Annotated in this window: 18 protein-coding genes; 7 read left to right on the top strand and 11 right to left on the bottom strand. The window is 70.2% G+C overall.

Annotated features, from left to right (window positions below; all coding sequences use genetic code 11):
* Positions 1-27 precede the first annotated feature (27 nt).
* The 10 genes from HNV26_RS08210 to plsX all read right to left on the bottom strand — a co-directional run bounded on the left by HNV26_RS08210 (position 28) and on the right by plsX (position 8772).
* On the bottom strand, positions 28-690 hold the full coding sequence (locus HNV26_RS08210) for a riboflavin synthase (protein WP_171440881.1): 663 nt from the start codon (positions 688-690) through the stop codon (positions 28-30).
* A 51-nt stretch (positions 691-741) separates the two neighbouring features.
* Complete coding sequence (gene ribD / locus HNV26_RS08205) at positions 742-1905, bottom strand: bifunctional diaminohydroxyphosphoribosylaminopyrimidine deaminase/5-amino-6-(5-phosphoribosylamino)uracil reductase RibD (RefSeq protein ID WP_171440882.1); 1164 nt, start codon at positions 1903-1905, stop codon at positions 742-744.
* A gap of 9 nt (positions 1906-1914) precedes the next feature.
* Positions 1915-2421: a transcriptional regulator NrdR gene (gene nrdR / locus HNV26_RS08200; RefSeq protein WP_171440883.1), complete on the bottom strand. Its 507-nt coding sequence runs from the start codon at positions 2419-2421 to the stop codon at positions 1915-1917.
* A 21-nt stretch (positions 2422-2442) separates the two neighbouring features.
* Positions 2443-3699, bottom strand: coding sequence for a serine hydroxymethyltransferase (gene glyA / locus HNV26_RS08195; protein ID WP_171440884.1), 1257 nt, complete (start codon positions 3697-3699; stop codon positions 2443-2445).
* A gap of 36 nt (positions 3700-3735) precedes the next feature.
* The gene (rpiB, locus tag HNV26_RS08190; protein WP_090495521.1) at positions 3736-4179 is read right to left on the bottom strand and encodes a ribose 5-phosphate isomerase B; all 444 of its coding nucleotides are present in this window, start codon (positions 4177-4179) and stop codon (positions 3736-3738) included.
* 20 nt (positions 4180-4199) lie between these two features.
* A complete protein-coding gene (gene fabF / locus HNV26_RS08185) occupies positions 4200-5453 on the bottom strand; it encodes a beta-ketoacyl-ACP synthase II (protein ID WP_171440885.1) in 1254 nt (417 codons plus the stop codon).
* A gap of 84 nt (positions 5454-5537) precedes the next feature.
* Entirely contained in the window at positions 5538-5780 is a 243-nt protein-coding gene (acpP, locus tag HNV26_RS08180) for an acyl carrier protein (protein ID WP_011554756.1), read from the bottom strand.
* A gap of 104 nt (positions 5781-5884) precedes the next feature.
* Positions 5885-6634: a 3-oxoacyl-[acyl-carrier-protein] reductase gene (gene fabG / locus HNV26_RS08175; RefSeq protein WP_011554757.1), complete on the bottom strand. Its 750-nt coding sequence runs from the start codon at positions 6632-6634 to the stop codon at positions 5885-5887.
* A complete protein-coding gene (fabD, locus tag HNV26_RS08170; protein ID WP_171440886.1) occupies positions 6631-7572 on the bottom strand; it encodes an ACP S-malonyltransferase in 942 nt (313 codons plus the stop codon). Before fabD ends, fabG begins: the two co-directional genes overlap by 4 nt.
* 138 nt (positions 7573-7710) lie before the next feature.
* Positions 7711-8772: a phosphate acyltransferase PlsX gene (gene plsX, locus HNV26_RS08165; protein WP_171440887.1), complete on the bottom strand. Its 1062-nt coding sequence runs from the start codon at positions 8770-8772 to the stop codon at positions 7711-7713.
* 436 nt (positions 8773-9208) lie between these two features.
* Between plsX and rpmF the strand changes: the two genes are divergently transcribed.
* On the top strand, positions 9209-9397 hold the full coding sequence (gene rpmF / locus HNV26_RS08160; RefSeq protein WP_090495526.1) for a 50S ribosomal protein L32: 189 nt from the start codon (positions 9209-9211) through the stop codon (positions 9395-9397).
* 132 nt (positions 9398-9529) lie between these two features.
* On the opposite strand, the gene HNV26_RS08155 is transcribed toward rpmF, so the two are convergent.
* A complete protein-coding gene (locus tag HNV26_RS08155) occupies positions 9530-10132 on the bottom strand; it encodes a YceD family protein (RefSeq protein WP_171440888.1) in 603 nt (200 codons plus the stop codon).
* Between the two features lie 163 nt (positions 10133-10295).
* On the opposite strand from HNV26_RS08155, the gene HNV26_RS08150 reads away from it, so the two are divergent.
* From HNV26_RS08150 to HNV26_RS08125, 6 genes are read left to right on the top strand one after another with little or no spacing between them, the layout of a single operon-like run.
* The gene (locus HNV26_RS08150; RefSeq protein WP_171440889.1) at positions 10296-11231 is read left to right on the top strand and encodes a tetratricopeptide repeat protein; all 936 of its coding nucleotides are present in this window, start codon (positions 10296-10298) and stop codon (positions 11229-11231) included.
* Complete coding sequence (locus HNV26_RS08145) at positions 11228-11731, top strand: hypothetical protein (RefSeq protein WP_171440890.1); 504 nt, start codon at positions 11228-11230, stop codon at positions 11729-11731. The genes HNV26_RS08150 and HNV26_RS08145 overlap by 4 nt, the downstream gene beginning before the upstream one ends.
* A gap of 25 nt (positions 11732-11756) precedes the next feature.
* A complete protein-coding gene (locus tag HNV26_RS08140; protein ID WP_171440891.1) occupies positions 11757-12437 on the top strand; it encodes a response regulator in 681 nt (226 codons plus the stop codon).
* 13 nt (positions 12438-12450) lie between these two features.
* The gene (locus tag HNV26_RS08135) at positions 12451-13812 is read left to right on the top strand and encodes a sensor histidine kinase (RefSeq protein WP_171440892.1); all 1362 of its coding nucleotides are present in this window, start codon (positions 12451-12453) and stop codon (positions 13810-13812) included.
* Positions 13813-13824: 12 nt separating this feature from the next.
* On the top strand, positions 13825-14769 hold the full coding sequence (locus HNV26_RS08130) for a metallophosphoesterase family protein (RefSeq protein ID WP_140793614.1): 945 nt from the start codon (positions 13825-13827) through the stop codon (positions 14767-14769).
* A gap of 59 nt (positions 14770-14828) precedes the next feature.
* Positions 14829-15323, top strand: a complete 495-nt coding sequence (locus tag HNV26_RS08125; protein WP_011554767.1) for a SixA phosphatase family protein — start codon at positions 14829-14831, stop codon at positions 15321-15323.
* Positions 15324-15326: the final 3 nt, after the last annotated feature.

Below are 15326 nucleotides of genomic sequence, written 5' to 3'. Positions count from 1 at the left end.
CACCACCCCGGGGCCCGGCGTCGCCTGCTACGGCGTGCCGAACCCCGCAGCCGCGATGGCCGCCGCCGTCAGCCCGCCACCACCCCCGGGAGCCCCCTGGCCCCGCTGGAGCGCGAACAGCCGCGCCACGTACTTCCCTATCTGGTCCGCCTCCAGGTTCACCTTCGCCCCCACGCCCCGCGCCTTCAAGGTGGTGCGCTCCTGCGTCTCCGGGATGAGCTGCACCCGGAACCGGTCCGCCTCCAGCGTGTTGACGGTGAGGCTGATGCCGTCGATGGCCACCGAGCCCTTTTCGATGAAGTACGGCGCCAGTTCCTCCGGCAGCCGGAACCCCATCACCCAGGAGCCACCCTCCTGGTACGTCTCCAGCACCTCGCTGACGGCGTCCACATGGCCTGAGACCAGGTGCCCGCCCAGCCGGTCCCCCAGCGCCAGGGCCCGCTCCAGGTTCACCCGGTCTCCAGGCTTCACGGAGCCCAGCGTCGTCCGGCGCAGCGTCTCCGGCGCGGCCTGCACGCGGAAGCTGTCGCCGGTGCGCTCCACCACCGTGAGGCAGGCCCCGTTGACGGCGATCGACTCGCCCAGCTCGAAGGCCGCCGCGCCCAGCGAGGTGTGAATCCACAGGTCGGTCATCCCGCCGGGAATGACGCGCTCCACCCTGCCAAGGTCCTGAATGAGGCCGGTAAACATGGGGCCGCTTATAACGGACCGGCCCCGCCCGCGCCCACGGCCGCTCGTGTCCTACAACAGCGCCTGGAGCAGGATGTCGTCGCCGTGGCGTTCGAAGGCGAGGTCCTTCACCGCCAGGGCCTGGGCCATCTCCTTCACCCCCAGGTCGCCGGCCCACGACAGGCCCGGGCTGCCAATCAGCTTGGGCGCCAGGAACAGCGCCAGCGAATCCGCCAGGTGCCCTCGCAGGAAGGAGCCGTACATCTCCGCGCCCCCCTCCACCATGACGTGGTTTTGGCCACCCTTCGCCAGCCGCCGCAGCAGGGCCTTGAGGTCCACCTGTCCCGCCTTCTCGCGGAGCTGCCAGACGTCCACGCCCTGGGCCAGGAAGCGCCGCGCCTTGCGGCCCTCCGGGTCCTCCAGCGTGGCCACCACGGTGCGCGCGGGGCTGCGCTGCGTGAAGATGGTGTAGCCCGGCGATAGGCGCAGGTGGCTGTCCACCACCACGCGCAGCGGGTCCTTCCCACCGCCTCCGGGCAGCCGCGTGGTCAACTTCGGGTCGTCCTTCCGGACGGTGTTGGCGCCCACCAGGATGACGTCCACCGAGTCCCGCAGGCGGTGGACCCAGGCGCGCGCCGGCGCCCCCGTCACCCAGCGCGAGTCACCGGTCGCGGTGGCCAGCTTCCCGTCCAGCGTCACCGCTGCCTTGAGCGTCACCCAGGGCAGGCCCGTGCGGATCATCTTGAAGAAGGGCCGGTTGAGGCGGTCCGCATCCTCCGCGAGCACGCCCGTGAGGACCTTGAGGCCGGCGCGCCGCATCCGCGCCACGCCCTTGCCACTCACCTTCGGGTTGGGGTCCGCCGACGCGCAGATGACGCGCCGGACGCCCGCCTCGATGATGGCCATGCTGCACGGCGGGGTACGCCCGTAGTGGTCACACGGCTCCAGCGTGGTGTAGAGGTCCGCGCCCTTCGCGCGCGCACCGGCGGCCTCCAGCGCGACGACTTCCGCGTGCGCGCTGCCCGCCTTCTTGTGGTAGCCGCGGGCGATGATGCGCCCGCCCTTCACCAGCACCGCGCCCACGACGGGGTTCGGGCTGGTGCGGCCCAGGCCCTTGGCGGCTTCCTCCAGCGCGATGCGCATGAAGAACTCAGCCACCGCCCGGTCGAAGTCCGCTGCTCGCTTCGCCCGGGGCGCCCGTGTCGCTTCCAACCTTGCCCGTGTCAACAGCCGCATGTGCTTTCTCTAACCGCCCTTGTCCACCGGTGCCGAGGGAGGCGACTGGCGCTGCTCGCGCGCCTCCGCCTCGCGCAGGGCCTTCAGCTCGTCCATGAACTCCGCGATGTCGCGGAAGCTGCGGTACACGGACGCGAAGCGGACATAGGCCACCTCGTCCAGTTGCCGCAGCCGGCGCATGATCTCCTCGCCGATGACGGACGAGGGCACTTCCCTCTCGCCCATGCCCTGCAGCTGCCGCTCGATGGCGACCACCGTCTCCTCGAGCTGATCCGCGGACACGGGCCGCTTCTCACACGCCTTCTTCAGCCCGTTGACGATCTTCTCCCGGTCGAACGCCTCGCGCCGCCCATCCTTCTTCACGATGAGCGGGTAGAGCTCCTCCACCCGCTCATACGTGGTGAAGCGGCGCTTGCAGGTCAGGCACTCGCGGCGCCGCCGGATGACGGAGCCCTCGTGCGACTCACGGGAGTCGATGACCTTGTTCTCGGCGTCCTGACAGAAGGGGCAGCGCATGGAAGGGTACAGCCCGCGAATCTACTTCAACCGCGAGGCGTAGAGCGGGAACCCCTGCGAAAGCTCCTTCACCTGCCCCTTGATGCGGGCCAGCGCGGCGTCGTCCTGCGCGGCGTCCAACGCCTCGCCGATGAGCCGCCCCACCGCCGCCATCTCCGCCTCGCGCATGCCGCGCGTGGTGATGGCCGGCGTGCCCACCCGGATGCCGGACGTGGTCATCGGCTTCTCCGGGTCGAACGGAATCATGTTCTTGTTCACGGTGATGCCGGCCTTGTCCAGCACCGCTTCGGCCACCTTGCCCGTGAGCTTCTTGGGGCGCAGGTCCACCAGCATCAGGTGGTTGTCCGTGCCACCGGACGTCAGTCGCAGGCCCGCGCGCTGGAGCGCCTCCGCCAGCGCCTTCGCGTTGGCGACAATCTGCCGCTGGTACGCCTTGAACTCCGGCGACAGCGCCTCCTTGAAGGCCACCGCCTTGCCGGCGATGACATGCATCAGCGGGCCGCCCTGGATGCCGGGGAAGATCTGGCTGTTGATGGCCTTGGCGTAGGGCTCGCGGCTCAGCACCAGGCCGCCACGCGGACCGCGCAGCGTCTTGTGCGTGGTGCTGGTGACGATGTCCGCCACCGGCACCGGCGAGGGGTGCACGCCCGCGGCCACCAGGCCGGCGATGTGCGCCATGTCCACCAGCATCGCCGCGCCCACCGCGTCGGCGATCTCACGGAACTTCGCGAAGTCCAGCGTGCGCGGGTACGCACTGGCGCCCACGACGATGACCTTCGGCTTGTGCTCCTTGGCCAGCGACTCCACCTGCGCGAAGTCGATGGTCTCCGTGTCACGCGTCAGGCCGTAGTGGACGACCTTGTAGAGCTTGCCGGAGAAGTTGAACGTGGCGCCGTGGGTGAGGTGGCCGCCGGAGTTGAGGTCCAGCGACAGCATGGTGTCGCCCGGCTTCATCAGCGCCATGAAGGCGCCCATGTTGGCCTGGCTGCCGGAGTGCGCCTGCACGTTGACCGCGTCCGCGCCGAACAGGTCCTTGGCGCGGGCGATGGCCAGGTTCTCCGCCACGTCCACCACCTCGCAGCCGCCGTAGTAGCGCTTGCCGGCGTAGCCTTCCGCGTACTTGTTGGTGAGCACCGAGCCCACCGCCTCCATCACCGCCGGAGAGACGAAGTTCTCCGAAGCGATGAGCTCCAGCCCTTCCTCCTGGCGCTGGGTCTCCTCGCGGAGGACGCGTGCAATCTCCGGGTCCACTTCGGCCAGCGTACGGATGTTCTCCATGGCGGACTCCCTCGAACGACGGGTACGGCGGGGCCGTTAGCCCTGGGACTCGGCCTCGCGAATCATCTGGACGCGCCGCTCGTGGCGGCCGCCTTCGAAAGCAGTGCTGAGGAACGCCTCCAGGATGGCGCGGCCCACGCCGGCCCCCACCACGCGCTGGCCCAGGCACAGCACGTTGGCGTCATTGTGGGCCCGGGCCATCCGGGCCTCGAACTCCGTGGTGCACAGGGCCGCCCGGATGCCCTTGTGCTTGTTGGCGACGATGCTCATGCCAATGCCGGTGCCACACACCAGCACGCCCAGGGTGGCCTCCCCGGACGCCACGGCGCGGGACACCCGCGCGGCGAAGTCCGGATAGTCCACCGAGTCCCGCGTGACGGGACCCACGTCTTCGTGGGCCACGCCCCGCGCGGTGAGCGCGGCCACCAGCTCCTGCCGGAGCTCCAGTCCCGCGTGGTCTGAAGCGAGGATGACTTTCACGCGGTTTTCTCCTGAGACGGCTAGAAGCGCTTGAACACCAGCACGGCGTTGGTGCCGCCGAAGCCAAACGAGTTGCTCATCACCGCGTCCACCCGGACCTCACGCGCCTGGTTGGGTACGTAGTCCAGGTCGCAGTCCGGATCAGGCGTCGTCTGGTTGATGGTGGGCGGCAGGATGTTGCGCGCCAGCGCCAGCGCGCTGACCACGCCCTCGAAGCCGCCCGCCGCGCCGAGCATGTGGCCCGTCATCGACTTGGTCGACGACACGGCGATCTTCCGCGCGTGGTCGCCGAACACCGTCTTGATGGCCTTGGTCTCGTTCGCGTCGTTGAACGGCGTCGAGGTGCCGTGAGCGTTGATGTAGCCCACGTCCTCCGGGTTCATCCCCGCGGACTGGAGCGCCAGCCGCATGCAGCGCGCCGCGCCCTCGCCTTCCGGCGCCGGCTGGGTGACGTGGTACGCGTCCGAGTTGGCGCCGTACCCCACCACCTCCGCCAGGATGTTGGCGCCGCGCTTCTTCGCGGCCTCCATCTCCTCCAGCACCAGGATGCCCGCGCCCTCGCCCATGACGAAGCCGTCACGGTCCTTGTCGAAGGGACGGCTGGCCCCGGCCGGATCATCATTGCGCGTGGACAGCGCCTTCATCACCGAGAAGCCACCCAGCCCCAGCGGGGTGATGGCCGCCTCGGCGCCGCCGGCGATGACCGCGTCCGTCTCACCCAGGCGGATGGACTTCCAGGCCTCACCAATAGCGTGGGCACTGGTGGCACACGCGGACACCGGCGCCCAGTTCGGCCCCTTGCAGTTGTACCGCATGGAGATGAGGCCCGGCGCCATGTTGATGATCATCTGGATGATGAAGAAGGGCGACAACCGGTCGAACCCCTTCTCCAACCCCTTGCGGTGCTGCTCTTCCAGCGAAGAGATACCGCCGATGCCCGAGCCGACGATGACGCCGACCTTCTCCGGGATGTAGCCGTGCGGCGCATCCGGGCCAATGGGAATGCCCGACTCCGTCACGGCCATCTGCGCGGCGGCCAACGCGAACTGCGCATACAAGTCCATCCGGCGCACTTCGCGCTTTTCGATGAACGCCTCGGGCTCGAAGTCCTTCACCTCGCCCGCGATGCGCGTGTCGATTTTGCCAACGTCAAAGCGCGTGACCTGGGCAATACCCGACTTGCCGGCGATCAACGCCTGCCAGTTCTTCTCGGTTCCGGTTCCCAGAGCCGAAACAAGCCCGGTTCCGGTGACGACGACTCGACGTTGTGACACGGTCCTCTCCGGTGGCGCCTGGGACACCGGGGACGCCGCGCATCACGCGGCGCCGCCCCGCACCCCGGCACGCCGTGGTGCTGCCTACTTCTTGTGGGTGTTGATGTAGCTGACGGCGTCGTTGACGGTCTTGATGTTCTCCGCCTCTTCGTCGGGAATCTCGACCTCGAACTCCTCTTCCATCGCCATGACGAGCTCCACGATGTCGAGGCTGTCCGCGCCCAGATCCTCGATGAAGGAGGACTCCGGCTTGATCTCATCCTCTCCGACACCGAGCTGGTCGGCGATGATGGACTTGACCTTGGCCTCAATGGTTGACGTCGACATAAGTGTAGAACCCTCCAGGAACCAGATGTGGCCCGGCTGGCTTCCCGGACCATGTCGAAAGCGGGCGCGGTATATCCCACGCCCGGCGGCAATCCAACCGTGGGTTACATGTACATTCCGCCGTTGACCTTCAGGACCTCGCCGGTGATGTAGGACGCGGCGTCCCCCGCCAGGAAGAGCACGGCACCGGCGACCTCCTCCGGATTGCCCAGCCGCCCCAGGGGGATGCCCTCCAGCATCTTCTGGCGCATCTCGTCATTAATCTGATGCGTCATGTCCGTCCCGATGAAGCCGGGGGACACGGCGTTGACGCGGATGTTGCGGCTGGACAGCTCGCGCGCCACGGACTTGGTCAGGCCGATGAGCCCCGCCTTGGACGCCGAGTAGGCCGCCTGACCGCCGTTGCCCATCTCCCCCACCACGGAGGTGATGTTGATGATGGCGCCGCCCTTCTGCTTCATCATGGGCCGGCTGACGGCGCGGATGAGCGAGAAGGCGCCCTTGAGGTTGGTGTCCAACTGCTTGTCCCAGTCCTCGTCCTTCACCCGCATCACCAGGCCGTCCACCGCGACGCCCGCGTTGTTGACGAGCACGTCCAGCCGGCCGTGGCCCTTGACGATGCCGTCCACGGCGCTGGCGCAGGCGGCGCTGTCGGACACGTCGAAGCGGATGGCCTCCGCCTTGGCGCCCTCCGCCTGGAGCAGGGCCACCGTCTCCTGGGCCGCCGCCTCGTTGCCCGCATAGCTGATGACCACGGTGGAGGCCCCCGCCTTGGCGAAGGCCACCGCGCACGCCCGGCCGATGCCACGCGAGCCACCCGTCACGAGCACGACCTTGTCCTTGAAGCCGCTCATGGTGCCACCCCCAGTGCCGCGAGCGCCTTGTCCAGGCTCGCGGAGTCCTCGACGTTGAACAGCTCGATGTCCTTGGTGATGCGCTTGACCAGGCCCACCAGCACCTTGCCCGGCCCCAGCTCGATGATGCGGGTGACGCCTTCGGCCTTCAGCGCCTCCACGCACTCAATCCAGCGCACCGGCGAGCTCACCTGCTCCAGGAGCAGCGGCACCACGCGGGACGCATCCGCGTTGGGACGGGCCTCCACGTTGGTCACCACCGGCACGGACGGCGCGGACACCTGGATGCGGCCCAGCACCTCCGCCAGCCGAGGCTGCACCGGCGCCATCAGCGCGCAGTGGAAGGGGGCGGACACCGGCAGGGGCATCACGCGCTTGGCGCCGGCCTCCTTGCACTTCACCCCGGCGCGCTCCACGGCCGCCGCGTCACCGGCGATGACCGTCTGCTCGGGCGAGTTGTAGTTCGCCGGCGACACCACCTGCCCCTCGGCCGCCGCGTCACAGGCCGCCTTCACCTTCTCCGGAACCAGCCCCAGCACCGCGGCCATGGCGCCCACGCCCGCGGGCACCGCCTCCTGCATGAAGGTGCCGCGCGCGCGCACCGCCCGGACCGCGTCGCCCAGGTCCATGGCGCCCGCCGCCACCAGCGCCGAGTACTCGCCCAGCGAGTGCCCCGCCACGAAGGACGGCGCCGGACCCCGCTTCGCGAACACCGCGTGCGCCGCCAGCGACACCGTGAGGATGGCCGGCTGGGTGTTGGCCGTGAGCTTCAGCGCCTCGTCCGGACCCTCGAAGCAGAGGGCGGAGAGCTTCTCCCCCAGGGCGGCGTCGACCGCGTCGAACACGGCCCGGGCCTCCGGGAACTTCTCATACAGGTCCTTGCCCATCCCCACGGCCTGGCTGCCTTGCCCGGGGAACACGAACGCGACCTTCGACATGCGGACTCTGCCTCCTCTTCAGCGGCCGGGGCCGCAAGCTGGACGCCCTGTTGCCGTACCTGACCAGGTTGGGCCAGCGATTTCCGCGAGGCGCCCCGCCACCAGCCCGAGGCGGCCTGCACGCTCCGGGCGAAGGCTCTAATCGGAAACGCCCGCGTCTGTCGCTCTTTTTCCCTTCGGATGGGCCGGAAGCCACGCCGCCGCGCGCCCGATGCAACGCGTCAACTCCGCCTGCACGCCCCCCTCCGCCATGGCCAGCGCCGCGCCCAGCGCGTTGAAGAGGGCCCGGGGCGTGGAGCGCCCATGCGCGACGATGCCCACCCCCTGGATGCCCAGCAGGGGCGCCCCGCCGTACTCGGCGTAGTCCACCACCCGGCGCAGCCCGGCCAGGGCGGGCTGGAGCAGCATCGCCCCCACCTTCTCCGCCAACCCGCCGCGCCGCTCGATGGCCTGACGCAGCATGCCAATGACGCCCATGCCCACGCCCTCGGATGTCTTCAGGACGACGTTTCCGGTGAACCCGTCCGTCACCACCACCTGCACCTCGCCGGAGAAGAGGTCCTTACCCTCCACGTAACCCACGAAGTCCAGATCCGAGCGCCGCAGCAGCCCACTGGCCTCCCGGGTGAGCGGCGTCCCCTTGGAGGACTCCTCTCCATTGGAGAGCACGGCCACCCGGGGCCGGGCCACGCCCATGCGCGCGCGCACGTAGGCCTCCCCCATGACGGCGAATTGGGCCAGGTGCGACGGCTTGCAGTCCACGTTGGCGCCCGCATCCAGGAGCAGGCACCGGCCGCCGCCCTTCAGCGCGGGGAAGAGCGCGGCGATGGCGGGACGCTCCACGCCCGGCAGCCGCCCCAACGTGAGCAGGCCCCCGGCCATGACGGCGCCGGAGTTGCCCGCCGAGACGAGCGCCTCCGCCCGGCCATCCCGCACCAGCTCGAAGCCCACGCGGAGGGAGGAGTCCCGCTTGCGGCGGAAGGCGGTCGAGGCGTGCTCGTCCATCTCCACGACTTCAGAGGCGTGGTGGACCTGGAGGTTGGACGGAGGCCGCAGCTTGCCCAGCAAGGGCGCCATCTTCGCCTCGTCCCCCACCAGGAGCACCTCATGGCCGGGGTGGGCCCGCGCGAAGAGCACCCCACCTTCCACGGGGGCGGCGGGCGCGTGATCGCCGCCCATGGCATCCAGCACCAGCCTCATCCCCACCCTCTCCTTGCCCGCCCGGCGTCCGGCCGGCTGTCCGTGTCCCACCCGCCGGGGGGCGGGCGGCGCGCAGCACAGCAGGAACCCTGCAGGCGGGCAACGACTGGCTGACACGCCCTGCGACACGGCCGGAAGAATGGCGCCCGCGCCATGGGCGTTGTCACCGGGCACCGTCCGGGATAGACGGTGCCCGGGAGATAACGGGCCCTCCCGCGTTGCCACATTGACTCGGGGGCTTCGAGCCGCTAGGGTCCGCCGCCTTCCGAAGCCGGACATGGAGTACGGGAGCCTTCGGCGACCGCCCCAGACCGGTTTCGAGCAGAGAGTGTTGCGCACGGAGCCGGGGACCCCGGCACAGCGCGAAAGACATTGGACTCAACCGGTCCGGACCGGCGCGAACGCTCCGGGTCGGCGTCGAATATAGAGGTGAGCCGTGGGTGTCCCCAAGAAGCGTACTTCGAAGATGCGTCGTGACCGCCGCCGTGCGGCCAACAACAACCTGCGGAGCGCCGTGCAGGTGACCAAGTGCCCGAACTGCAAGGAGCCGGTGATGCCTCACCGCGCCTGCACGTCCTGTGGCCAGTACAAGGGCCGTGAAGTGGTGGCTCAGGCCCAGGCCTGACCCACAGCCGCACACAGCGCCCTTCCCGGGTGCTGCGAAGCACGACGGGCCGCGTCTCCATCCAATGGAGGCCGCGGCCCTTGTCGTTTCAGGGCCCCCTCTCACGAGGCGGCCCTGCACTCCTGACTCACTTCAGTTGCTGAGCTTGATGTTCTTCAGCGGCGCCAGCCGCGGGTCCACGGGCCGGGGATCACAGGTGCAGGCGACGTCGTTGCGGTTCGCGCCGCACTGCGAGCACAGGCCCTTGCAGTCCTCCCGGCACACGGCGCTCATCGGCAGGGCCAGCAGGAGCTGCTCCCGGACGATGGGGTCCAGGTTGATGGTCTTCCCGTCGAAGAGCTCCTGATCCGCGTCGTCCAGTTCGAAGGAGCCGCCAGACTCACCCTGGCTGCGCTCCTTCTTCTCCATGGCCTTCTCGTCGTCGTCCTTGAAGTCGTCGCCCCGCGCCAGGGACTCCGGCACCAGGTTGAGCGTGAACTCCACGGGGACCTTCGTGGCCACGTCGGCGAGGCAGCGCTTGCAAGGGCTGGTGACGTCCACCGTGAAGCGCCCCTCCAGCAGCACACCGCCGCTCAGCTTGCGCAGCGACGCCTTCAGCGTCGCCGGGGCCGTGGCCCTGAATCCGGTATCCTCGCCGGAGGCAGCGCCTCCCAGCGTCTCACCGAGCAGCTCGAGATTGACGGGCTCCTCGAGCTTCAGCCCTGCGTCCTTGATTTGATCAACCTTTACGAGCATTTACGCTGCTTCCAGGCCAAAAGGGGCGCGCAACATAGAGGGTGGCCCCTCCAGCGTCAACACGCCCTCGTGCACCACCGCCACGAAGATGTCACCGCCCCGTCACCCCCGATGGGCCGGCCTTCGTGGATTCTCTCGATAACGTTTTGATAGGTTCGAATCGATGCACGCACATGGCTGGCGGTTGCGCGGGTGGGCCCTCATCCTGGTGCTGGGCCTGGGTGCCCGACCGGGCTGGAGCCGGCCCCTCTTCCCGGAGCCCGTTCTCTCGCAGCTCGGCCCGGCCAGCCCGGCCATCACCGAGGCCCGCGAGCAGTTCGACCAGGGCGAATTCGAAGACGCACGTCGCACCCTCCTGGAAGGCCTGGATGCGCCGGACCTCACGGATGATCAGCTGGTGGAGATGTACCGCCTGCTGGGCCTCACGGCCCTCTACCTGGGGGACGAGCCCCAGGCGCGCGACGCCTACGAGAAGCTGCTCCAGGCCCGGCCGGACTATGAGCTCCCCCGCAGCTCCCCGCCCAAGCTGCGCGCCCTCTACGCGCGCATCCGCGAGGACATCAAGAGCCGGCGCGTCCGCCCCGTCACCCTGGACGTGGACCCCATCCCTGATCCGCCGGGCGGCGAGCCCGTCGTCGTGGAGGCATCCATCCAGGACCTGGCGCTGGGCGCCCGCGCGCGCCTCTTCTACCGGCGCGCCGGTGACGAGGCCTACAACTCGGTGGACTTCGCGCGTGAGCGAGCCCCCGACGGCCGCCCCAGCGAACGCTACCGCGCGGTGTTGCCGGCCTACGAGGTGCCCACCGAGGCCGAGGCCTACGAGATGGAGTACTACTTCGAGGTCGCGGACGCGGCCCAGCGCCGGCTCGCGGGCCGGGGAGACTCCTTCCAGCCGCTCATCTTCCAGGTGGCGCCCCGGGCCGTGCGCGCCGGCGCCGCCGCCGACCCGTCCTCCCGTCCCTGGTACAAGAGCCCCTGGCTCTGGGTGGGCGTGGGCGCGGTGGCCATTGGCGCCACCGCCGGCATCGTGGCGCTGACCTCCGGCGAAGAGCGGGGCCGCGTTCCCATCACCATCCGCGTGGAGCCTCCCACCCCATGAGCCTGCGCCTCCTGTCCCCGCTATTGCTGCTCGGCCTTGGCGCGTGCGGCCCTGACGCCGAGCCCGCGGGCCGATTTCCGCTCGCCCTGACGATGGAGCGCGCGGTGGCCAACGACGTCCAGGCCCTGCAGGTGGCCGTGGTGTCGCGAGGCTCCAGCCGCAGTTGCACCGAGATTCAGCGCACGTGCCTGGGCACCCAGGTGCGGCGTGACGACCTGGTGGTGCTGAAGGACGCCCAGGGGCGCGAGGGCAGGGCCCTCCGCTTCCCCGTGGACCTGGCGACCCTCCAGTCGGGAGGAAGCCTGGAGCTGGCGGTGGACGTGCCGGTGGGCCGAGATTACGCGCTCGTCATCGAGGCGATCACCACGGGGACCCCGCCCGGCTTCCTGGGGAGTTCGTGCAACTACCTCCGTGAGGTCAACGCGGGCGACAACGCCCCGGTGATTGCCGCGCCCCTGACGCTGACCGGTGGAGATTGCAATCCGTCCATCGCGCACTGAGCGCGGAGGGACTCGAGAGGGCTTCATGTCGCGCATCCTGATTATCGAGGACGAGCAGGACCTGGCGGGCCTCGTCGACTACAACCTGCGGGCCGCGGGCTTCGAGACGGAGACGGCCAACACCGGCGCGAGCGGGCTCGCCAAGGCGCGCGCGCATCCGCCAGACCTGGTGCTGCTGGACCTGATGCTGCCGGACGTGGCGGGCAGCGAGGTGCTGCGCATGCTCAAGGCGGACACCGAGCTGCGCAAGGCGTCCGTCATCATCGTCAGCGCGAAGGGCCAGGAGTCCGACCGGGTGCAGGGCCTGGAGCTGGGCGCCGACGACTACGTGGTGAAGCCCTTCTCCGTCCGCGAGCTCCTCCTGCGCGTCAAGGCCGTGCTGCGCCGCGCGGACGCGGAGGACGGTCCCTCCACGGTGCTCGCCTCCGGCGACATCAGCCTGGACACCACCCGCCACCAGGTGCGCGTGAAGGGCGAGGAAGTGCTCCTCACCGCGCTGGAGTTCCGCCTGCTGCGCACGCTGCTGGAGCGCTCGGACCGGGTGCAGACGCGCGAGGTGTTGCTGTCGGACGTCTGGGGCATCCAGGCGGAGATCCACACCCGCACCGTGGACACGCACATCAAGCGGCTGCGCGAGAAGCTGGGCCCCGCCGGGGACATCATCGAGACGGTGCGCGGCGTGGGCTACAAGCTCAGCCCCCCGTGAGGCCGCCCCGCCCATGCCCCTGCGCGCCACACTCCTTCCGCTCCTGCTGCCCGCCGTCGTCGTCGCGACGCTCGTCGCCCTCCTCGACGGGCCGAAGGAGGTCTTCGCCGCGGCGCTCGTCGCGCTCGCCGGCTCCCTCATGTCCCTGGGCATGAGCCGCGGAACGCTGCAGCGGCAGCTCGACCTGCTGGCCCGCCACACCCGCGAGCGCGCCGAGGGCGGCCCCCCCGCCCCGCCTGGCGTCCCTGAGCGGCTGGACGAGGTGGCCGGGCTCGAGGGCGCCATCGACTCGCTGCACGCCCAGCTGTCCGCGCGCAACGTGGCGCTCACCCAGGAGGCGCGCACCCTCACCGCCGTGCTGGACGGCATGACGGAGGGCGTCTGGGTCACGGACGCAGAGGGCACGGTGGTGCGCCACAACGACGCGCTCCGGCCCCTGCTGGCGTCCACGAGCAGCGCGCTCACCGGCCAGCGCCCCCTGGCCCTCATCCGGAACGAGGCGCTGCACGACGCCGTGATGCGCGCCTGCCGGGAGGCCGCATCCAGCCACCTGGAGCTCACGCTGGACGGCCACTTCCCGCGCACGCTCTCCATCCGGGTGACGCCGCTGGCCAAGGATTTGCCAGGCAGCGCCGCCGTCTTCCACGACGTCACCGAGCTGCGCCGGCTGGAGAAGGTGCGCAAGGACTTCGTGGCCAACGTGTCGCACGAGCTGCGCACGCCCATCACCGCCATCCGCGGCTACGCGGAGACGCTCCAGGGCGGCGCCCTCAATGACCCCGTCATGGCGCCGAAGATGGTGGAAATCATCCACCGCCAGTCCGAACGCCTGTCCGAACTGGTGGAGGACCTGCTGGAGCTGTCCCGCCTGGAGTCGCGCGAGGTGAGCCTGAAGCTCGCCCGCGTCACCCTGGCCGACGCCGCCGCCCGCGCCGCCGACACCGTGCGCCCCAAGGCCGAGGGCAAGGGCCAGCTGATTTCACTCCACGTCCCTCCAGACCTACTCGCGGAGGGGGATCCCCGGGCCGTGGAGCAGGTGCTGCTCAATCTGCTGGACAACGCGGTGAAGTACACGCCCGCGGGGGGCCAGGTGGATGTTTACGGAGCGTGCGAGCAAGGCCGCTGCGTGGTGCGGGTGAAGGACACGGGGGTGGGCATCGAGGCCAGGCACCAGTCGCGCATCTTCGAGCGCTTCTACCGGGTGGACAAGGGCCGCAGCCGGGACATGGGCGGTACCGGACTGGGGCTCGCCATCGTCAAGCACCTGCTGCAGGCCATGGACGGCGAGGTCAAGGTGGAGAGCGAACCCAACGAGGGGAGCACCTTCACCATTTTTCTGCCCCTGGCGGCTTCATCGAGCGCGGCGACAGGGTAGGATGGAGTGACCATGCGGGTCGCCATCCTCGCGGACATCCACGGCAATCTTCCCGCCTGCGAGGCCGTCCTCGAGGACATCGCCCGCTCTGTGGCCCCCGACTACATCGTCGCGGCCGGAGACCTGGCGCTGCGTGGCGCCCATCCCCGGGAGACGGTGGACCTGCTCTTCGACCGGTGTGACTCCGTCCTGATGGGCAACACCGACTGCTACCTGGCGGGCAACTACCTGGGCGGCGCCTACCGGGAGAAGGACCACTGGAAGACGGAGCTGCTGCGCTGGACGCGGGACCAGCTGGGCGGCGCGCTGCTGGAGAAGCTGGGCGCCCTGCCCTTCTCCGTGCGCTACACGCCGCGCAAGGGACAGGACCTCTTCGTCTGCCACGCCAACCCGCGCAACCTCGAGGAGTCGCTGGACCCCACGCTGGATGACGTCGCGGTGCGCCGCTTCTTCAGCCACCTGGACGCGGCGGCCTGCGCCTTCGGGCACCTGCACTTCCCCTACCGCCGCCGCGTGGGCCGCATGCTCATCGCGGACGTGGCCAGCGCGGGCATCCCCCGGGATGGAGACCTGCGCCCCGCCTACGGCGTCTTCACCTTCACGCCCAAGGGGTGGCGGGTGCAGATTCGCCGGGTGCGCTACCCGGTGCGCAAGGCCACCCAGGCCCTCACCGCGCGCCGCGTCCCCGGCGGACCGCTCCTGGTGCACAAGCTGGTGGAGGCGCGCTACCGCCACCACAACGCGCTGATGGAGGCCGCGCGGCGCCACTCCGGCCTGCCACCGCCGGGCCCGGTGCTCCGCCCACCGCCAGGGGCCGCCTCGCGCGCCGCGGCCACGCCCATGGACAGTCGTCCCTCCCCGGAGGTCGACCCCGCCTCGTTGCCCACGGACCTGGACGGAACCGTGACGGGCGCGGCGCCGCTGCCCCTGGACGCGCTCAACGATTTCGAAGGGTAGACGTTGTCGCCAGTCCGTTGCTTGCGCGGGGACGCCCGGAGTGATTCACGGCGCTCACCATGTCTGCACGCGAGCTGCCGCTGCTGTTCATCCGCCACGCCGTCGCGGAGGACTCTCACGTCCTGGGCGATGAGGCGCGCGCCCTCACTCCGGAAGGTCGCGCGGCCTTCCGCCACCACGCACGCAAGCTGGCACGCCTCACGCCCCTGCGCGGCATCATCACCAGTCCGCTGGTGCGCGCCGTCCAGACGGCGGAGCTGCTCGCCGAGGCCTTCGGCGTGTCCGGCGTGGAGGTCCACCCCGCCCTGCTGCCCCAGCGCGGCGCGCACAAGCGCATCGTCGACCTGGGCCGCGAGCGCGGCGCGGGCTGGGCCCTGGTGGGCCACAACCCCTCGCTGGAGCGCGCGGCCATTCGCGCCCTGGAGCATGAGCTGCCGGACAAGCTGCGCAAGGGCGCGGCGCTGGCGCTCCATCCCCTGAAGAACGGCGGCTTCACGCTCGCGTGGTGGGCCACGCCGGGCAAGCCCGTGAAGCGCCCCGGCGACCTGCGCTGACGC

Source organism: Myxococcus xanthus (assembly GCF_013116825.1).
Lineage (GTDB): Bacteria > Myxococcota > Myxococcia > Myxococcales > Myxococcaceae > Myxococcus > Myxococcus xanthus_B.
The sequence above is the reverse complement of the archived record's forward strand: the minus strand, read 5'-3'. Positions and strand labels throughout refer to the sequence as shown.